General features: G+C 40.7%; 16 protein-coding genes. 15 read left to right on the top strand and 1 reads right to left on the bottom strand.

The features are described 5' to 3' along the window. Nucleotides 1-12 precede the first annotated feature (12 nt). Nucleotides 13-1,059 carry a type 2 isopentenyl-diphosphate Delta-isomerase gene (gene fni / locus AC1DIV_RS08635; protein ID WP_251540834.1) on the top strand — a complete coding sequence of 349 codons (1,047 nt, stop codon included), beginning with the start codon at nt 13-15 and terminating at the stop codon, nt 1,057-1,059. A 67-nt stretch (nt 1,060-1,126) separates the two neighbouring features. On the opposite strand, the gene AC1DIV_RS08630 is transcribed toward fni, so the two are convergent. Beyond that, nucleotides 1,127-1,258: a YpzI family protein gene (locus tag AC1DIV_RS08630; RefSeq protein WP_340876844.1), complete on the bottom strand. Its 132-nt coding sequence runs from the start codon at nt 1,256-1,258 to the stop codon at nt 1,127-1,129. A 112-nt stretch (nt 1,259-1,370) separates the two neighbouring features. Between AC1DIV_RS08630 and AC1DIV_RS08625 the strand changes: the two genes are divergently transcribed. The 14 genes from AC1DIV_RS08625 to AC1DIV_RS08560 all read left to right on the top strand — a co-directional run bounded on the left by AC1DIV_RS08625 (nt 1,371) and on the right by AC1DIV_RS08560 (nt 17,620). Next, nucleotides 1,371-1,991: a YphA family membrane protein gene (locus AC1DIV_RS08625; RefSeq protein WP_251540832.1), complete on the top strand. Its 621-nt coding sequence runs from the start codon at nt 1,371-1,373 to the stop codon at nt 1,989-1,991. Between the two features lie 497 nt (nt 1,992-2,488). Next, complete coding sequence (gene der, locus AC1DIV_RS08620; RefSeq protein ID WP_034308039.1) at nt 2,489-3,799, top strand: ribosome biogenesis GTPase Der; 1,311 nt, start codon at nt 2,489-2,491, stop codon at nt 3,797-3,799. A 16-nt stretch (nt 3,800-3,815) separates the two neighbouring features. Further along, nucleotides 3,816-4,868, top strand: a complete 1,053-nt coding sequence (locus tag AC1DIV_RS08615) for an NAD(P)H-dependent glycerol-3-phosphate dehydrogenase (RefSeq protein ID WP_323597748.1) — start codon at nt 3,816-3,818, stop codon at nt 4,866-4,868. 378 nt (nt 4,869-5,246) lie between these two features. After that, on the top strand, nt 5,247-6,584 hold the full coding sequence (locus AC1DIV_RS08610; protein WP_202186201.1) for an APC family permease: 1,338 nt from the start codon (nt 5,247-5,249) through the stop codon (nt 6,582-6,584). Between the two features lie 902 nt (nt 6,585-7,486). Next, on the top strand, nt 7,487-9,592 hold the full coding sequence (locus AC1DIV_RS08605) for a sigma 54-interacting transcriptional regulator (RefSeq protein WP_323597746.1): 2,106 nt from the start codon (nt 7,487-7,489) through the stop codon (nt 9,590-9,592). A gap of 303 nt (nt 9,593-9,895) precedes the next feature. Beyond that, on the top strand, nt 9,896-11,269 hold the full coding sequence (locus tag AC1DIV_RS08600) for a putrescine aminotransferase (RefSeq protein WP_048681701.1): 1,374 nt from the start codon (nt 9,896-9,898) through the stop codon (nt 11,267-11,269). 61 nt (nt 11,270-11,330) lie between these two features. Continuing rightward, nucleotides 11,331-11,483 carry a hypothetical protein gene (locus AC1DIV_RS08595; protein WP_323597745.1) on the top strand — a complete coding sequence of 51 codons (153 nt, stop codon included), beginning with the start codon at nt 11,331-11,333 and terminating at the stop codon, nt 11,481-11,483. Nucleotides 11,484-11,974: 491 nt separating this feature from the next. Next, complete coding sequence (locus AC1DIV_RS08590; RefSeq protein WP_048681698.1) at nt 11,975-12,172, top strand: DUF2768 domain-containing protein; 198 nt, start codon at nt 11,975-11,977, stop codon at nt 12,170-12,172. Between the two features lie 13 nt (nt 12,173-12,185). Further along, entirely contained in the window at nt 12,186-12,911 is a 726-nt protein-coding gene (locus AC1DIV_RS08585) for a hypothetical protein (protein WP_251540827.1), read from the top strand. 233 nt (nt 12,912-13,144) lie between these two features. After that, on the top strand, nt 13,145-14,623 hold the full coding sequence (gene spoIVA / locus AC1DIV_RS08580; RefSeq protein WP_034308024.1) for a stage IV sporulation protein A: 1,479 nt from the start codon (nt 13,145-13,147) through the stop codon (nt 14,621-14,623). Between the two features lie 504 nt (nt 14,624-15,127). Then, on the top strand, nt 15,128-15,400 hold the full coding sequence (locus tag AC1DIV_RS08575; RefSeq protein ID WP_034308023.1) for an HU family DNA-binding protein: 273 nt from the start codon (nt 15,128-15,130) through the stop codon (nt 15,398-15,400). 306 nt (nt 15,401-15,706) lie between these two features. Further along, nucleotides 15,707-16,273, top strand: coding sequence for a GTP cyclohydrolase I FolE (gene folE / locus AC1DIV_RS08570; protein WP_034308020.1), 567 nt, complete (start codon nt 15,707-15,709; stop codon nt 16,271-16,273). A 20-nt stretch (nt 16,274-16,293) separates the two neighbouring features. After that, nucleotides 16,294-16,542, top strand: coding sequence for a trp RNA-binding attenuation protein MtrB (mtrB, locus tag AC1DIV_RS08565; protein WP_034308017.1), 249 nt, complete (start codon nt 16,294-16,296; stop codon nt 16,540-16,542). A gap of 247 nt (nt 16,543-16,789) precedes the next feature. Continuing rightward, a complete protein-coding gene (locus AC1DIV_RS08560) occupies nt 16,790-17,620 on the top strand; it encodes a heptaprenyl diphosphate synthase component 1 (protein ID WP_340876842.1) in 831 nt (276 codons plus the stop codon). Nucleotides 17,621-17,623 lie beyond the last annotated feature (3 nt).

Genomic DNA, 17,623 nt, shown 5'->3' with positions numbered 1-17,623 from the left:
ATGGTGATGGCCTTGGAGAGAAAACAACGAAAATTAGATCATATAGAATTTGCGCTTAAGACAGGACAGCAGCATCAAACCGGACTAGAAGATATTTCGTTTATTCACCAAAGCTTACCAGGTATTTCCTTGAATAATGTGAACCTCACAGCAGAAGTTGGCGAACTTGAATTAAGTTCGCCAATTTTTATAAATGCCATGACCGGAGGCGGAGGCCCTGAAACGGAAAAATTGAATGGTGACCTAGCCATTGCTGCAAGGGAAACGGGAATCGCCATGGCGGTAGGATCGCAAATGGCAGCCATCAAGGATCCTAGCCAGCAAGCTTCTTTCAAAGTTGTAAGGAAGGAAAATCCTGATGGTGTGTTGATTGGTAATCTCGGTGGTGAAGCAACAGTCGAACAGGCTAAGCGGGCAAGCGAAATGATCGGGGCCGATGCCCTTCAAATACATATTAACGTCATCCAAGAATTGACGATGCCTGAAGGGGACAGGGATTTTGCGGGTACCCTTTCGAGAATAGAAAAAATCAATAAAACGATCGGAATCCCTGTCATCGTAAAAGAAGTTGGATTTGGGATGAGTATGGAGACGGTGCAGCAATTACATTCCGTAGGTGTTTCAATCATTGATGTAGGCGGGTTTGGCGGAACGAATTTTGCTAAAATCGAGAATGAAAGACGTGCAAAAATACTCGGATACTTTAATGAATGGGGCATCCCGACAGCCGCGTCGATTGTCGAAGCGGTAAATGTTTCACCACAGCTTTCAGTCATAGGGTCGGGTGGCATTCAAAGCCCTTTGGAAATTACAAAAAGCCTGGCGCTAGGAGCAAGAGGTGTCGGATTGGCCGGACATTTCCTCAAGCTATATAAAGAGTTGGGCTTGGAACAATTGATTAAAGAAATACATTACATACATGAAGATTTAAAGGTCATCATGACTGCACTCGGATGCGGTAATATCTCAGAGCTAAGAAAATCGAAATTGGTCATCAAAGGAAATACCTATCATTGGTTATCTCAAAGAGGCATTGATTGTTCGGCATATGCTAAATGAATGACCACAAAAAGGAAGCATCTCATTGAAACGAATGGAGATGCTTCCTTTTTGTTCATGGATAGACTTAACTATTCCTTTTTCGTGCCTTTTCAGGGCTTTCCATACTTGTTGCCCCTTTATGACCCAGTGATTGGTCCCTGTCGGACTCCACCCGTTTACTTTCTCTCAATTTCTTCTCTTGTCGATCTTTTCCCATGTTCACACCTCCTTTTTACATGATAGGGGGAAGGTTTCCTCATTAAATGCCGTGCTTAACGTTTATACTTTGAATAAACAAGCCATAATGTTCCTTAAAGGGGGGACGCTGCATGGATGGAATTATATTTTATTGGATTTCATGGATAGTTTGGGTCATTGTCATGTATTTTATTCCGAAAACGGTTCCCTTTCGTTTTGATTTTCTTTTTCATCTATTAGCCGTAATGGTATTAGCGGGCTATAAACTGGAGGCTCCGTTGGTTTCCGTGCATTTGAGCGGACCGTATCTTTTCTTTATTCTGTGTGTGTATATTAGGAAGAAATCAATCATCAAGATGATGGAACTGATCAGCGGAAGTCTTATTATCACTCTCGCTTATGCGAGTTTTCAACTTTTTTCTTTACTTGATCCGATATGGCTCATAATGAAACCCTCTTATCTTTTGTGTATTTTCCTGAATTATCTTATATTATTACTTTTTAAAAATTGGAAACATCGATTGTTCGTCCTTTTAATTGGGATGCTGCTGGGAGATATCATATATTCCGGATTACTTGCTTACCACTCTTTACCTTATGTGGCCCTTGCTTACGCATGGCATGATAATGCCGTGCTGGTATTGGGAGCAAACATACTGTGGAGAATGTTGGAACTGGTTGGCCAATACATTTATACAATTTCCCATTCGAGATTTTTATCAAAACAAGGAAAAGAGAATTTTAATCAATGAGTATGGAGAAAATTAAAATGGGGTATTAGCTGTTTTATCAAAAGGCAGAAATATAAATGGAACCAATTGGAATTGGAAGGCTTTTATTCATACAATCATTGTTGATTGGCGAGAAATTTGTTACTATAGGATAGTTAGAGGTCTGTAGATAAATCGTAAAATGCTCTAAACAATTAAAAAGGAAGCCGTATGCCGAAGCTTTCTTCATTTTTTGGGGCTGTTTAGAATCATGTTTTAGCATGCAGAGGGTTCAGCTTCATGTCACCTAAGGAACCGGGGCGTCAAGTGGACAAACCGTCCGTGAATACCTGATGAGTTTAACTGAACATCAGTTGGGATTATTCTTACTGATGAAAGATTCCTTTAAATGATGATGAATACAACCTTTTCCTTTAAAAGGAAATTATGAAAATCAATAATGCAAAGCAACCGTAATAAATGCATTCATGAATTTCGTGACTTTGACAGAGATATAGTAGCAGAAAGGGTGAATAGCAATGCCAAAACCGGTAATTGCGATAGTCGGTCGTCCGAACGTGGGAAAATCGACAATCTTTAATAGAATAGTTGGAGAACGGGTTTCGATTGTCGAAGACGTTCCTGGAGTGACCCGGGACAGGATTTATAGTTCGGGTGAATGGTTGACACATGATTTCAACATTATTGATACAGGTGGAATTGATATCGGTGACGAGCCGTTCCTAGAACAAATTCGCCAGCAGGCTGAAATTGCCATTGACGAAGCTGATGTGATTATTTTTATGACGAATGGTCGTGAAGGTGTAACGGCAGCTGATGAAGAGGTCGCAAAGATACTCTATAAGTCAAGAAAGCCGGTTGTCCTTGCGGTAAATAAAGTCGATAACCCAGAAATGAAAGATCAAATTTATGATTTCTATGCGTTAGGTTTTGGCGATCCATTCCCGATTTCCGGGTCTCATGGACTTGGTCTTGGTGACCTTCTGGATGAAGCGGCTAAACATTTCCCTAAATTCGACGGCCCGGATTATGCTGATGATGTCATTAAATTCAGTTTGATTGGAAGACCGAACGTAGGTAAATCTTCTCTGGTCAATGCATTGTTAGGTGAAGAACGCGTCATTGTCAGTGATATTGAAGGTACGACTCGTGACGCGATTGACTCTCCGTATAAGTACAATGGCAAAGAGTATGTCATTATTGATACAGCAGGGATGCGGAAAAAAGGCAAGGTGTATGAAAGTACGGAAAAATATAGCGTACTTCGTGCATTAAGGGCAATTGAACGTTCAGACGTTGTTCTTGTAGTCCTGAACGCCGAAGAAGGAATTCGTGAGCAGGATAAGAAAATTGCAGGATATGCCCATGAAGCGGGTAGGGCGGTCATCATCGTCGTCAATAAGTGGGATGCCATCGAGAAAGATGAAAAAACGATGAAGGATTTTGAAGAAAAGATCCGGGCTCATTTCCTGTTCTTGGATTATGCGCCAATCATTTATCTTTCTGCCTTAACGAAAAAACGGACACATACCTTAATACCGGTCATTGATCAGGCTAGTGAGAATCATGCTATCCGGGTTCAGACAAATGTATTGAATGAAGTGGTAATGGATGCCGTGGCAATGAATCCGACACCGACTCATAATGGAAACCGTTTGAAAATTTACTATACGACACAGGTAGCCATCAAGCCGCCAACTTTCGTCGTATTCGTTAACGATCCGGAGTTATTGCATTTCTCATATGAGAGATTTTTAGAAAATCGAATTAGGGATGCCTTTGGTTTTGAAGGAACACCAATACGAATTTTTGGACGCCAGAGAAAATAGTAAAGGTGGTTATACCGTGGTAAAAGAAAAAGAAAGTATCGCAGTGATTGGAGCTGGGAGCTGGGGGACTGCTTTAGCGCTTGTAATCGCTGATAACCAGCATGAAGTAAGATTATGGGGACATAATCAGAATCAAATCAATGAAATCAATCAAAATCATACGAATGAAAAATACTTGCCTGGGATTGATTTGCCTTTGGGGATTAAAGGTTATTCTTCCATTAAGGAAGCATTGGCAGGGATTGAAATAATAATCTTGGCTGTTCCGACAAAAGCCTACCGGGAAGTGCTTGGTCAGATTGAAGAGGCTCATGATAAACCATTGACAATCGTTCATGTGAGTAAGGGAATTGAACCTGATTCCCTGCTTCGTATATCGGAAATGATTGAAGAAGTCTCTTCGTCAGAATGGCTTAAGGATATAGTGGTTCTTTCAGGACCGAGCCATGCAGAAGAAGTCAGTTTACGTCACCCGACAACAGTTGCCGTTTCCTCAAAGAATATGAAAGCTGCCGAAAGGGTTCAGGACATCTTTATCAATAATAATTTCCGTGTATATACGAATCCGGACTTGATTGGTGTTGAAATCGGAGGGGCTTTAAAGAACATCATTGCTTTGGCTGCCGGCATCACGGATGGTTTAGGCTATGGGGATAATGCCAAGGCTGCATTAATGACTCGAGGGTTGGCTGAAATATCCCGTCTAGGGGTGGCTATGGGGGCTAACCCACTAACGTTTTCAGGTTTAGCTGGGATTGGCGACTTGATCGTCACTTGTACAAGCGTTCATTCCCGTAATTGGAGAGCTGGGAATATGCTTGGTAAAGGGCAAAAGCTTGAAGAAGTTTTGGAAAACATGGGGATGGTCGTTGAAGGTGTCAGAACCACTAAAGCCGCCTATCAACTAGCCCAAAAGTACGAAGTGAATATGCCGATCACCGAAGCCCTGTACGATGTTTTATTCAATGGGGAAGAAGTGAAAAAGGCAGTTGACCTTTTGATGAATCGTTCAAAAACGAATGAGATGGAAGAACTTTTTAACATATTGGATAGCAGGCAGCAGGATTAATCCCCAATCTGTTGATTTTCATAAAAGAATTTCATTAAATTAGGCATTTGATGATGCGCCTTGCCGTGTATCAGCATACAATGCAACGAAAGTAAACTAGTAATTTGACCTCGGCACGGGGGATTTAGTCAAATGAGCAGAAGATATCTAAATATCTTCTGCTTTTTTTTATGGGCAAAAAATCTTCTGTTTATGAATAATTGAATAGATTATTCAAATTTGCATAAATCATTCTACATATTTCCTTGTTTTTTGTTAAAAATCGACCCTTTTTTTTTGGTATGAAAATTGCGAAGTGTAATATGACCAAAAAATTTTAAGGGGAGGCGAGAAAAGTTTGTTACTATTTTCTCGCTTAAAAAGGAAGGGGAATGATACATGCAAACAGGTAATCTGAAAAGGTCTTTAAACTTGTGGCATATCGTATTGCTCGGTGTTGGATATATGACGCCGATGGTTGTTTTTGATACATTCGGGATAGTTTCCGAAAAAACCGGGGGGCATGTGCCGACCGCTTATATCATTGCTCTTTTGGCAATGTTGTTTACAGCAGCCAGTTATGGAAAAATGGTTAAAATATATCCGCAGGCAGGTTCATCCTATACGTACACACAAAAAACGATCAGTCCGCATTTAGGCTTCCTTGTCGGGTGGTCTTCGTTACTTGACTATTTATTTTTACCGATGGTGAACGGCATTTTGACAAAAATATACTTAACTGCTCTTTTTCCGGAAGTATACCCGTGGATTTGGGTGGTGGCATTTGTCCTTTTAATGACAGTCATTAACTTATTCAATGTTAATTTTGCGGCCAACTTTAATAGCTTCCTTGTTTTTTTTCAAATGTTGGTCATCGTCATTTTTGGCGTACTTGTCGTTAAAGGAGTCATGGGTGGAGAAGGGACTGGAGAGGTCTTGTCGGTTCAGCCATTCATCGGGCCCCATATGGAAGTCTCGACGCTCATAACTGGTGCTACAATCCTTTGTTTTTCTTTTTTGGGGTTTGACGCAGTCACTACTTTATCGGAAGAAACACCGAATCCATCCAAAACGGTCCCCCGGGCCATCTTTTTGACTGCCCTGATCGGAGGGGTTTTATTCGTGACAGCATCATTTTTTACACAGTTATTTTTCCCGGATGTTTCCCGTTTTAGCGATCCTGAAGCAGCTTCTCCGGAAATTGCCCTTTTCGTGGGCGGGAAGTTATTTCAGGCATTCTTTCTTGCAGGAACCTTATGCGGTACCCTTGCCTCCGGTCTTGCATCTCACGCTAGTGTTTCTAGGTTGCTATATGTCATGGGGCGTGACCAAATGATCCCGAAAAAACTATTTGGGTTTGTCCACCCCAAGTACAACACGCCATTTTTTAATGTCATTTTTGTCGGGTCGATATCACTGGTTGCCTTATTCCTTGATTTGGTTACGGCCACTTCCCTCATAAACTTTGGGGCATTAATCGCTTTTACCTTCGTGAATATTTGCGTAATCGTCCATTCGATAAGAAACAAAAGCTTCAGAACGATTAGAGGTTTTCTTTCAACTATTCTGTCCCCGGTTTTAGGCGCGGCTTCAGTCTTCATCCTTTGGCTTAATCTCGAGATGAGTTCCTTGATTTTAGGAATAGTCTGGGCGGTAATTGGGATTGGTTATCTTCTGTATCGGACCAAATGGTTTACGGAATCCCCTCCGCTATTTCATTTTGAAAAAGCACAGTGAATTTAATCTACTGTTTCATTACACGAAGGAGGGTGTTATATGGCTGATGAGAAATGAAGAGGTCAGTAATGTTGCTTGTTGTTCTATCCCGTTCATGCCGTTAGCAACATGTATTCAGCGCTTAGAGCAAGAATATGTCGCTTAGTTTGGTTCCCGGGAGCTTTCATGGTGATGCTTTTCATGGTGTACAGTTATGTAATGTTGGAAAAGTCATTCCTTCGGCAGGAATCGGTAAAGGTTCATATGCAAAGTCCATTCATGCATATGCCTGTTTTTGTAGGCTAATCGATACTGATGGATTAATTATTCATTTCAATTATATTGCTTTTAATAAATTTCCTTCTTTACTGACCTTTCCATAAGCATTGAATTTACTGATTATTGTGACGGTTTCTGTGTCATGGTTAGGAAAATGGGTGCGAATGCAAATGCGGTACTAACGTTCGTCGCCTTGCCTTTTGATGGTATTTATCTTTCTGGAAAATTACGTAGGGGAATGAATAAGGAAAAGTGACGGGGGCAGAAGCATTGGAAGCTACATTTTACCCTTGGTACCTTATAGTGTTGCAAACAGGTATGGAGCCGTAATGACGGTATGGCGAGAGCTGTCCTATCTGTATAAAAAGCCTTAGCAGGGGACGGCCATCCACGAATCATAACAAACAGGAATAAGCAAAAGTCAAACATGATTGGAATGTATAAGATAAGGTGGACGGTCCTTTATAAAATAAGTCTAAGCTGCATATCAGGTTTTTAGGTCAAAAGGGTCCGTTAAAGGACCCTTTTGTCGTGGAACAAGTAAAGGTAAATGCTGGATATGAGTAATGGTGCTTCTTATTTTTTATCTTGCAATTCGGAATTGTGATAAAATATAGGTTAGGTTACAAAAGGAGAGTGAAACTGTGTTATCTATTCCGGATGATAAAATTAGACCATTCATAACTATAACAATTGATCAGCCTACATTTTCAGACCAAAATATTCATGAGATACAGGAACCTTTCTTCTTTCTTATGAAGGAAAATCAAGTGTTTGCGTATATCCGTATGGATGACCTCCCGTTAAATGAAAAAATAACGACAGTCGATCAGCTTTTACAGTATGCTTTTTCGATTGATAATGTCTGTAAATTGCACCCTAACATTTCCTTGCCGCATCTGTTTCAAATTATCGGTGAACCTATCGTGCTGATAAAAACGGATGATGGCATGCTAACCGGTTATGTAAAAAGGGAAGATGTATTAGCTGAATTATTCAAGCAGGACAGCAAACAAAATTTAGACCTGCTAAATGTTATATTAACCTCCATTCCTATGGGGATATTTGTGGCTGATAAAGAAAAGAATATCGTGAACTTCAATGAATCAGGCTTGAAGATGATAAAAAAACCTTCTGAACAAGTCCTTAATGAACCTGCTGCGAACATCTTCAATAAGCAGCATATACATAGCGTGTTTGCCAGCGGGAGCAGTATTCTGAATCAGTTGGAGATTACTGATGTCATGAGTGTGCTTGTCGACTATAGCCCGATTCTGAACCATGAAAAAGAAGTCGAAGGCCTGATCATCATCGTTCAGGATTTACCGATGGTTGAGGAAATGGCCATGGAAATAGAATTGATAAAAAGCTCGAATAAAGACTTGAATGCCATTTTAGCGAATATCTATGATGAAATACTTGTAGTCAATCAAAAAGGAGAGCTGCTGCGCTATAGTGACAGCATCATCTCGGGATTCTGGGGGAAGGACTTAAAAGATTATATCGGGAAGAATCTCTTGCAATTAGAGGATGAAGGGATTTTTAATCCTTCGGTAACCCGGTTAGTCCTTGAACAAAAAAAGAAAGTATCGATTGTCCAAGATACGAAAATGAATAAGAAAGTCCTTTCCGTCGGCACCCCTGTGTTCAATGAAAAAGGGGAAATAGATCGAATAGTCATTGCATCAAGGGATATAACGGAAACGACAAAATTGAAATCGGAATTAAATGAAATGAGGAAAGAACTGGACTCATTCAAAAAACAGGATCAATTTTATAAAGAGTTGGTTTTTGCAAGTCCTAAAATGGAGCAGATAATCAGCCAAGTCAAGAAAATCGCCCATTTTTCATCTACTGTATTAATCAATGGGGAGTCGGGAGTAGGTAAAGAAGTGATAGCTGAAGCCATTCATAAAATGGGCAGGCGATCTAAACAACCTTTCCTGAAGATAAATTGCGGGGCGATTCCGGAAAACCTTCTCGAAAGTGAATTGTTTGGTTATACGAAGGGTTCCTTTACAGGAGCGGATAAAAACGGGAAGGTAGGATACTTTCAGCAGGCCAATAAGGGTGTTTTATTCCTGGATGAAGTGGGTGACATGCCCATACATCTGCAAGTCAAGCTGCTGCGGGTACTCCAGGAACAGGAAGTGATACCGATTGGCAGCACTACACCCATTTCCATTGATGTTCAAATTGTTGCGGCCACGAATAAGAGTCTGGAAAAAATGGTCGAGATGGGCACGTTCCGAGAAGATTTATTCTATCGATTGAACGTCATACCCATACATGTGCCCCCATTAAGGGAAAGGCCGGAGGATATACCGCCGCTAGCCTTTCATTTCCTGCAAAAACTGAATGAAAGGTATCAGCGGAATTATCACTTTTCCCCCGATGCATTAAATATACTGGAAGTCTATACTTGGCCGGGAAACATTCGTGAGTTGCAGAACATGATTGAAAGATTGGTTGTTTCTGCAGATGAAGAGATGATCGATGCTGACTTCATTCAAAGGTTCATACCTGTGGGCAGTGACTTTAAACAAACGAAACCCATCATTACGAGAATCCTTCCGCTGCAGGAAGCACAGGATCATGTGGAAGAACAATTGATCATGCTTGCCATGAAACAGTATAAAACCACGACCAAAGCGGCTAAAGCGCTCGGGATAAGTCAATCGTCAGTGAGCAGGAAGTATCAAAAAGTGTTAGCTGAACAAAGTAAGAAAATCGAAAATGATGCATTTTGATTAAAAGCCGTTGCCGAGTGATGAAAATCACTTGTCAACGGCTTTTATTTTTATGAAGGCATTTTCGAAGCTTTTCAATGATTTCCCAAACTCGATTATGCAAAGTGAAATAACGATATGCATATTTGCATAGTTTTAGAGTGATTTTTTTAAAAAAATGCGTTTTTATTGGTTAATTAACTTGGCATGGTTCTTGCTTGATTAGTAAGTATAAGAAAAAAGGGAGGTAAGCATCAAAGTTTCATAAAAAAAGCAAACTTAATTAACCCATCAACTAAAGCTATAAAAAAAGGAGATTATAAAATGTCAATTAACGTAGAAAGTAAAAACACTCAAGCTAACCAATCAGCAACTCAAGATTATATTAAAAAGGTGCTTCAATTAATCGAGCAAAAAGAAATTTCAAAAGAAGATGCACAGTGGGTAACAAGAGAAACGGTCGAGAATTTCCGTAACCATGTAAACCCTGGATTTTTGGAATATCGGAAGACGGTCACTAAAGATACTCAATTCGCTTCGGTGGAGTGGTCTGATCAAGATTCCTGTTTTACAGATGTAAATGGAAAAAAATATATTGATTGTTTAGGTGGCTTTGGTATTTATAATGTTGGCCATCGTAACCCTAAAGTAGTAAAGGCCGTAACCGATCAATTGCAAAGACAAGCCCTTCATAGCCAGGACTTGCTTGATCCATTACGTGCAATGCTTGCCAAGATCCTTGCTGAAATCACACCGGGAGATCTAAAATACTCATTCTTTACGAACAGCGGTACCGAGAGCGTGGAGGCTGCACTTAAGCTGGCTAAAATGTACAGTGACAAATACACGATCATTTCCACGACAAAATCATTTCATGGGAAAAGCCTTGGTTCCCTATCGGCAACGGCAAAGGGCATGTTCAGAAAACCGTTCATCCCGTTGGTACCAGGTGTGCGCCATGTACCATTCGGTGATGTGGATATGATGAGAAAAACGTTTGAAAGTTGTGCATTGGTCGGTGAAGATGTTGCTGCTGTGCTGTTGGAGCCTATTCAAGGTGAAGGAGGGGTCATTCTGCCTCCGCAAGATTATTTAAAGCAGGTTCGTGCATTATGTGACGAATATGATGCGTTATTGATCTTGGATGAAGTGCAAACAGGAATGGGACGGACAGGTAAAATGTTCGCTTCTGAGCTATATGATGTTGTTCCGGACATTATTTGTTTAGCGAAAGCATTTGGTGGCGGAGTAATGCCAGCAGGCGCTGTTGTAGCCAATGAGAAAGTATTTAAAAGCTGGTTCGACAATCCATTCATGCATACTACGACATTTGGTGGAAATCCACTAGCTTGTGCTGCGGCAATTGCTACGATCGACGTACTTTTGGAAGAAAACTTACCGCAGCGTGCTGCAGAAGTTGGAGAATACTTCTTAAATGGGTTAAGGGAAGTGGCTGCTGAGCACAAAGATAAGGTGCTGGAAATCCGCGGCCAAGGTTTAATGATCGGTATTGAATTCCATAAAGATGAAGTGGGTTATGAATTCTCAAAAGCCCTTTTTGATAAAGGCATCTTGGTGGCAGGTACGCTTATTAATTCCAAAACAATCAGGATCGAGCCGTCATTGACTATTAAGCTGGATGAAGTCGATACAGTCATTAAAGCGTTTAAAGAAGTCTTGCCGACGCTTCAATCTTAATTAAAAAAAGCAGAAAAACAGCCTTTGGGCTGATTCAGACTGTAGATAAAAAGGTTTCGGAATGGTATCGTTCCGAAACCTTTTTGAATTTGTAGCAGTTTTAGAGATTGATGAACTCTCCAAGGTCATTATTTCGACCATTTCCACCCTTCGTCAAGTCCAGGTGGCCATCTTCTTTACATCAATGGCAGCCTCCATTTTACTAGTCAAATAGTTCACTGCACCAGGTTGTCTAAAGTAAACATTTCAAGCTGATCAATGGTATCCTCATCACCTCGAGCTTTCATCCTTAAATAAGGAGCTTATCTTCCTGTTAACACAAAGTTGATTGGAACGGAACTTACGGGACTCCTGCGGGAAAGCGGGGCCAAGGGAGACCCCCACAGGCGCTAATAGCGTCGAGGGCGGACCTTCCGTGGAAAGCGAGTGCCCAACATTCCAATCAACGGTCAAATTTTAAACACCTTAAAAAACGGTCGGCAAACTCAATTATTATCGAGTTTGTTTATAAATCGAAACAGTCTTTGCGTTGTTTTTTGTTGCTTGGAGGAGGGAATAATTACATATTTCTCTTTATATAACTGGATCTCAGAAATTTTTTTTCACGAGAACGAGTAAGGAATTACACAGATTGGACAAGGATTTAATTCCTTTAACGTAATTTGGTATGTTATAATAATTTCTGGAAAAAGGAGTGATGAAGATATGACACCTGCCCTGCAAAAAATGTGGATATCCTTTATAGCTATGGGCTTTATGGTTATCTCTATATTTCTAATCTACTTAAGCCGCTATAAATTAAAAGGTTTTTGGAGAGTCTTGACAGCAATTATCGCATACATACTTATGATTCTGGCCGGCTTGATCATCCTTATCGTTGTACTTAGCGGGCCAACCACTTGATAGGTGAGGAGAAATGATGAGAAATTTTTTCAAAATATTATGTTTATTATGCATCTCTGTATCATTAGCTGGCTGCTTATATCCGGAGAAGCAAAAAATGCAAAACCAACTGCCTTATAAAGAGCAATTACAATCCGTCCAAAGTGCAGTGGATCAATTTCAGAAAGATGAAGGCGGCATACTGCCGATAGTTACTAAAGATGCAGGGACACCGATTTATCAAAAATATGTCATAAAATTTTCTAAGATTTCGCCGAGGTATATGGCTGAACCGCCGGACAATGCCTTTGAATCAGGGGGTGTCTTTCAATACATCCTCGTTAATGTTGAAAAAGACCCGACTGTAAAGCTGTTGGATGTCAGAATGGCGCAGAAGATTCAGGATGTTTCCTTGAGATTGACTGCCTATCAGCAAAGCAACGGATACCCGCCGTTTAAGGAAAGGTTATCCGATAATGTCTTCACGCTTGATTATGAAAAGATGGGCCTGAAGGAAGCTCCGACGGTCACGAGTCCATTTTCACAAAAAGATTTATACCTTGTAGTCGATGGTCAAGGCAGCATTTTTGTTGATTATACCCCGGATTTACTTGAGGCATTGAAGAAGCATGAGGGGAAAATCAAGCAAGGTGAAGATATCCGGGAACTGCTGGTGCAGAGTTCGGATTTCGTCCCTGCCTATTCGTTACCTTATACAATTGATGAAAAAACAAATACTCCAATATTTCTTACAAAATAGGCATAACCCTTCTTCTGCAAAATATATTGTAGGGGAAGGGTTATTTCTTTTATCTTTATTTCATCTTACTTTTAAAATAACAACCCTTATATAAAAATTTCTGGTGGAGGAAGGGATTGAACCAGGGAAATAAATGGAATAAATTTTTAGGACAACATCATAGATATATATTGTCCTAAATAAATGCAAATGGATAAACGAAATCCCAAAACTCTAATTCGGGAGGGGATACCTTGGAAAAGGTAGATATTTTTAAAGATATAGCTGAACGGACCGGTGGCGATATATACTTGGGGGTGGTCGGTGCCGTCAGGACTGGAAAATCCACATTTATTAAAAAATTCATGGAGCTAGTCGTCATTCCGAATATACCGTCTGAGGCGGACCGTGCCAGGGCACAGGATGAATTGCCTCAAAGTGCTGCCGGAAAGACGATCATGACGACGGAACCCAAATTCGTACCGAACCAGGCAGCATCGATTCAAGTAGCTGAAGGTCTCGACGTGAACATCCGTTTAGTCGATTGTGTCGGTTATACAATACCCGGGGCAAAAGGGTATGAAGATGAAAATGGTCCCCGCATGATTCACACGCCTTGGTATGAAGAGCCGATTCCGTTCAATGAAGCTGCCGAGATCGGCACTCGCAAAGTAATTCAGGATCATTCCACATTAGGCGTGGTCGTTACGACGGATGGTTCGATAGGAGAAATCCCTCGAAGTGATTATTTAGAGGCCGAGGAAAGGGTCGTCGAAGAATTGAAGGAGGTTGGCAAGCCATTTATCATGATTGTCAATTCCGTTCAGCCTCACCACCCGAATACGGTAGCACTGAGGGAATCCTTGCAGGAAAAGTATGATATCCCCGTATTGGCCATGAGTGTCGAAGGAATGCGGGAATCGGATGTTTACAGCGTACTGCGCGAGGCCTTGTACGAATTTCCTGTTCTTGAGGTAAATGTTAATCTCCCGAGCTGGGTAATGGTTCTGCGCGAGGATCATTGGTTAAGGGAAAGTTACCAGGAAGCGGTTAAAGAGACCGTCAAGGACATTAAGCGCCTGAGGGATGTTGATCGTGTAGTCGGTCATTTCAATGAATTCGAGTTCATTGACCGTGCAGCGCTTGCAGGCATTGAGATGGGGCAGGGGGTTGCAGAAATAGACCTATACGCTCCGGATGAACTCTATGATGATATTCTGAAGGAAATTGTCGGTGTGGAGATTCGGGGCAAGGATCATCTGTTATCATTGATGCAGGACTTTGCGTATGCGAAAGCAGAATATGATCAGGTGGCCGATGCATTGAGAATGGTTAAACAAACTGGATATGGTGTCGCAGCCCCATCCCTTAACGATATGAGTCTTGATGAACCGGAAATCATCCGCCAGGGAGCCAGGTTCGGTGTCAGGCTAAAAGCCGTAGCTCCTTCCATCCATATGATCAAGGTCGATGTCGAATCCGAATTCTCGCCAATCATCGGTACGGAAAAGCAAAGTGAGGAATTGGTACGGTATCTGATGCAGGATTTCGAAGACAATCCACTCTCCATTTGGAACTCCGATATTTTTGGAAGAAGCCTAAGTTCCTACGTAAGGGAAGGCATACAGGTGAAATTAGCGATGATGCCAGACAATGCACGCTATAAATTGAAAGAAACACTTGAGAGGATTATTAATGAGGGCAGTGGCGGTTTGATTGCCATCATCTTATAGAAAACGTTTAAGGCTGGACCAACTCCATTTATGGATTGGTCTTTTTACATGAAAGAAATGGCAGGATCGCAAGAAAAATATCATTTATGAACGCTAATATTTGAATTAACCTGCTGTTTTTTAGTATAATCTTGAAAAAACCCTGTGGTTAAGCGATTTTCAGCAATATAATAAGTTTAATTTCTATAAAAAAGGGAAATGATGAATAGCGAAAGACAAAATTTATAATATATACAATTATTAATGAAAAGATTCCCATTATTTTTTGAATTCCCTTGCTAAGCTTATAGGATTTGTGATAATCTACATACAGAAAACGCGTTATAACAGCGATTTCAACCTATTTATACATTTCTGGATGAATAATTTGGAAATTAAACCGGCTTGGTAATCCCTGATTGTCAGGGAGTGAAAATTTTTTGACCGAAGCTAATATCAAATCACTATTATAGTGTTGTAATAATGATTTTTTATAAAGATTCCTTTTGGGAGGAGGTGAATGGCATGAACAAAACAGAATTAATTAATGAAGTTGTTACAGCAACTGAAATATCTAAGAAAGACGCTACAAAAGCTGTTGATGCTGTTTTTGATACAATCTTAGAAGCTCTAAAAAACGGTGATAAAGTCCAATTGATTGGTTTTGGTAACTTTGAAGTTCGTGAACGTGCGGCTCGTAAAGGCCGTAACCCACAAACTGGTGACGAAATCGAAATTGCAGCTAGCAAAGTGCCAGCTTTCAAACCCGGTAAAGCGCTGAAAGATGCAGTGAAGTAATTCTACCATTACATACGGGTGCTTAACCGAAAAGGGCCGCGTGAAAACGCGGTCCTTTTTTTGCTTCTTAATTTCCATCTGTGATAATATAAAAGACAGTGAATATTTTAGAAACGCTTCAGATGGTAAATCTGTCACAAGAAAATAACCATCCGAAACCGCTTCCGGCGAAACTGCCTTTAAAGGAATTCAATCTATGGATAATCGGTAGCTTTAATAATTGCAATTATGGATTTCCGGGTGCAACGCGCTTTGGTTTTTTTATCTGAATACATAATATTATTGATTTTTTAGGAGGTACAAAAAATGGCTAATGTTGATCATGCCAAATTAGAAGAAGCGGTTAAAATGCTTCTCGAGGCTGTAGGGGAAGACCCAACGAGGGAAGGACTGCTGGATACTCCTGCTCGTGTAGCCAGAATGTATGAAGAAATTTTTTCTGGACTTAATCAGGATCCAAAGGAATATTTCGATACTGTTTTTGGGGAGGACCATGAAGAACTCGTACTTGTAAAGGATATTCCGTTTTACTCGGTATGTGAACATCATTTAGTCCCTTTTTACGGGAAAGCCCATGTAGCATATATTCCGAAGAACGGAAAAGTGACTGGTTTAAGCAAATTGGCACGGGCGGTTGAGGCTGTATCGAAGCGGCCGCAGCTTCAAGAGCGCATCACTTCTACAGTTGCAGACTCGATAATGGAAAAGCTCGAGCCTCATGGTGTAATGGTTGTAGTAGAGGCTGAACATATGTGCATGACCATGCGAGGCGTAAAAAAACCCGGATCTAAAACAGTGACTTCAGCTGTAAGGGGAACGTTTGCGAAGGATCACCGTACGAGAGCTGAAGTACTGGCATTCATTAAAGACTAAGGATATGGGGGCAGGAAAAAATGAATGATAAAAAGATTCTGAATGATTTTGTCGTAATCAAAGCCATTGAGGATAGTGTGAATGTCATCGGGTTGACAAGGGGAACGGACACCAAGTTTCATCACTCCGAAAAACTGGACTCAGGAGAGGTGATGATCGCACAATTCACGGAGCATACCTCGGCAATTAAAATCAGGGGCCATGCAAAGGTCTATACTCCATTCGGAGAGATAGAAAGTGATTCCAAAAAGAATTCACCTGACAAATGATCGTTTCTCAATGCTTGGTTCATTATAAATCAATCACCTGATATCGCGTTTAACAAGCTGTAAATTTCCCGCATCCATTTTTTTGAAGAGCAAAAGTCGATAATTTCCTTGTTTTTGGAAGTTTCATTTTATAAACGTTGACCATTTCATCTGATTGTTTTTATGGTATAATAATGTGTATTTTACACAGACAGAAACCAATATGTATGAAAAAAATTATCTTTCGGGGATGCAAGGGTGATCTCAATTGTTAAACATTACGGACGACATAAGGCAATTAAAACGATTAATAGAAACGAAAGCTCAACATCCATATTTGTTGAAGTATATACAAAAGCCAAGCTTGGACGAAGATAAACTGATGTTGCTTTGGGGATTGTTTAACGATTTGGACGTTACAAGCGAAAAACGGAATCAATACATCATTTCAACCATGTTAGTGCAAATAGCTCTGGATACCCATGAAATCGTCTCGAATTCGGGTGAAGGAATCGAGTCGCCCGAGGTATTGAAAAATCGTCAATTACAAGTGCTTGCCGGTGATTACTATAGCGGCTTATATTATCAAGGGCTTGCCAGTGTAGGTAATGTTGATATGATCCGTATCCTTTCAAGCGCGATAAAAAAAATAAATGATAATAAAATCATTCTATACCAACAAGGATCGATTCATGATGTACCAACGCTTTTAATGACGGTAAAAGCGATAGAGGCTTCGCTGATTCAGAAACTGGCGGATTACTATAATGAGCCTGCCTGGATAGAAGTATCGGAAGACCTGCTGCTTTTAAAACGGTTGCATGCCGAGAAGAGCAGTTATATGAAGTCGGGGGAATCAATAGTTTTTGATGTCCTAAGGGAAATGCCTTTTGATGACTCGACCGGTGGGGATGTTCCCATTTCGGAAAAGGAAGAACAGGTACGCACCCGATTCGACAAGTGCCTGAGGGATGCCCGGCAATCCGTAGAGCGCTCGATGCGGAAGCTGGCAAAGTTGGATGATGAACTACTGGAAAGAGTGAAGGCCATTTTGGAACAAACAGAGAGTATGGCAAATTCATATGTGAAAGAAGGGTGAATC

It is taken from the genome of Peribacillus sp. 05N428, from assembly GCF_056397085.1.
This window is presented reverse-complemented; position numbering and strand designations above follow the sequence as displayed.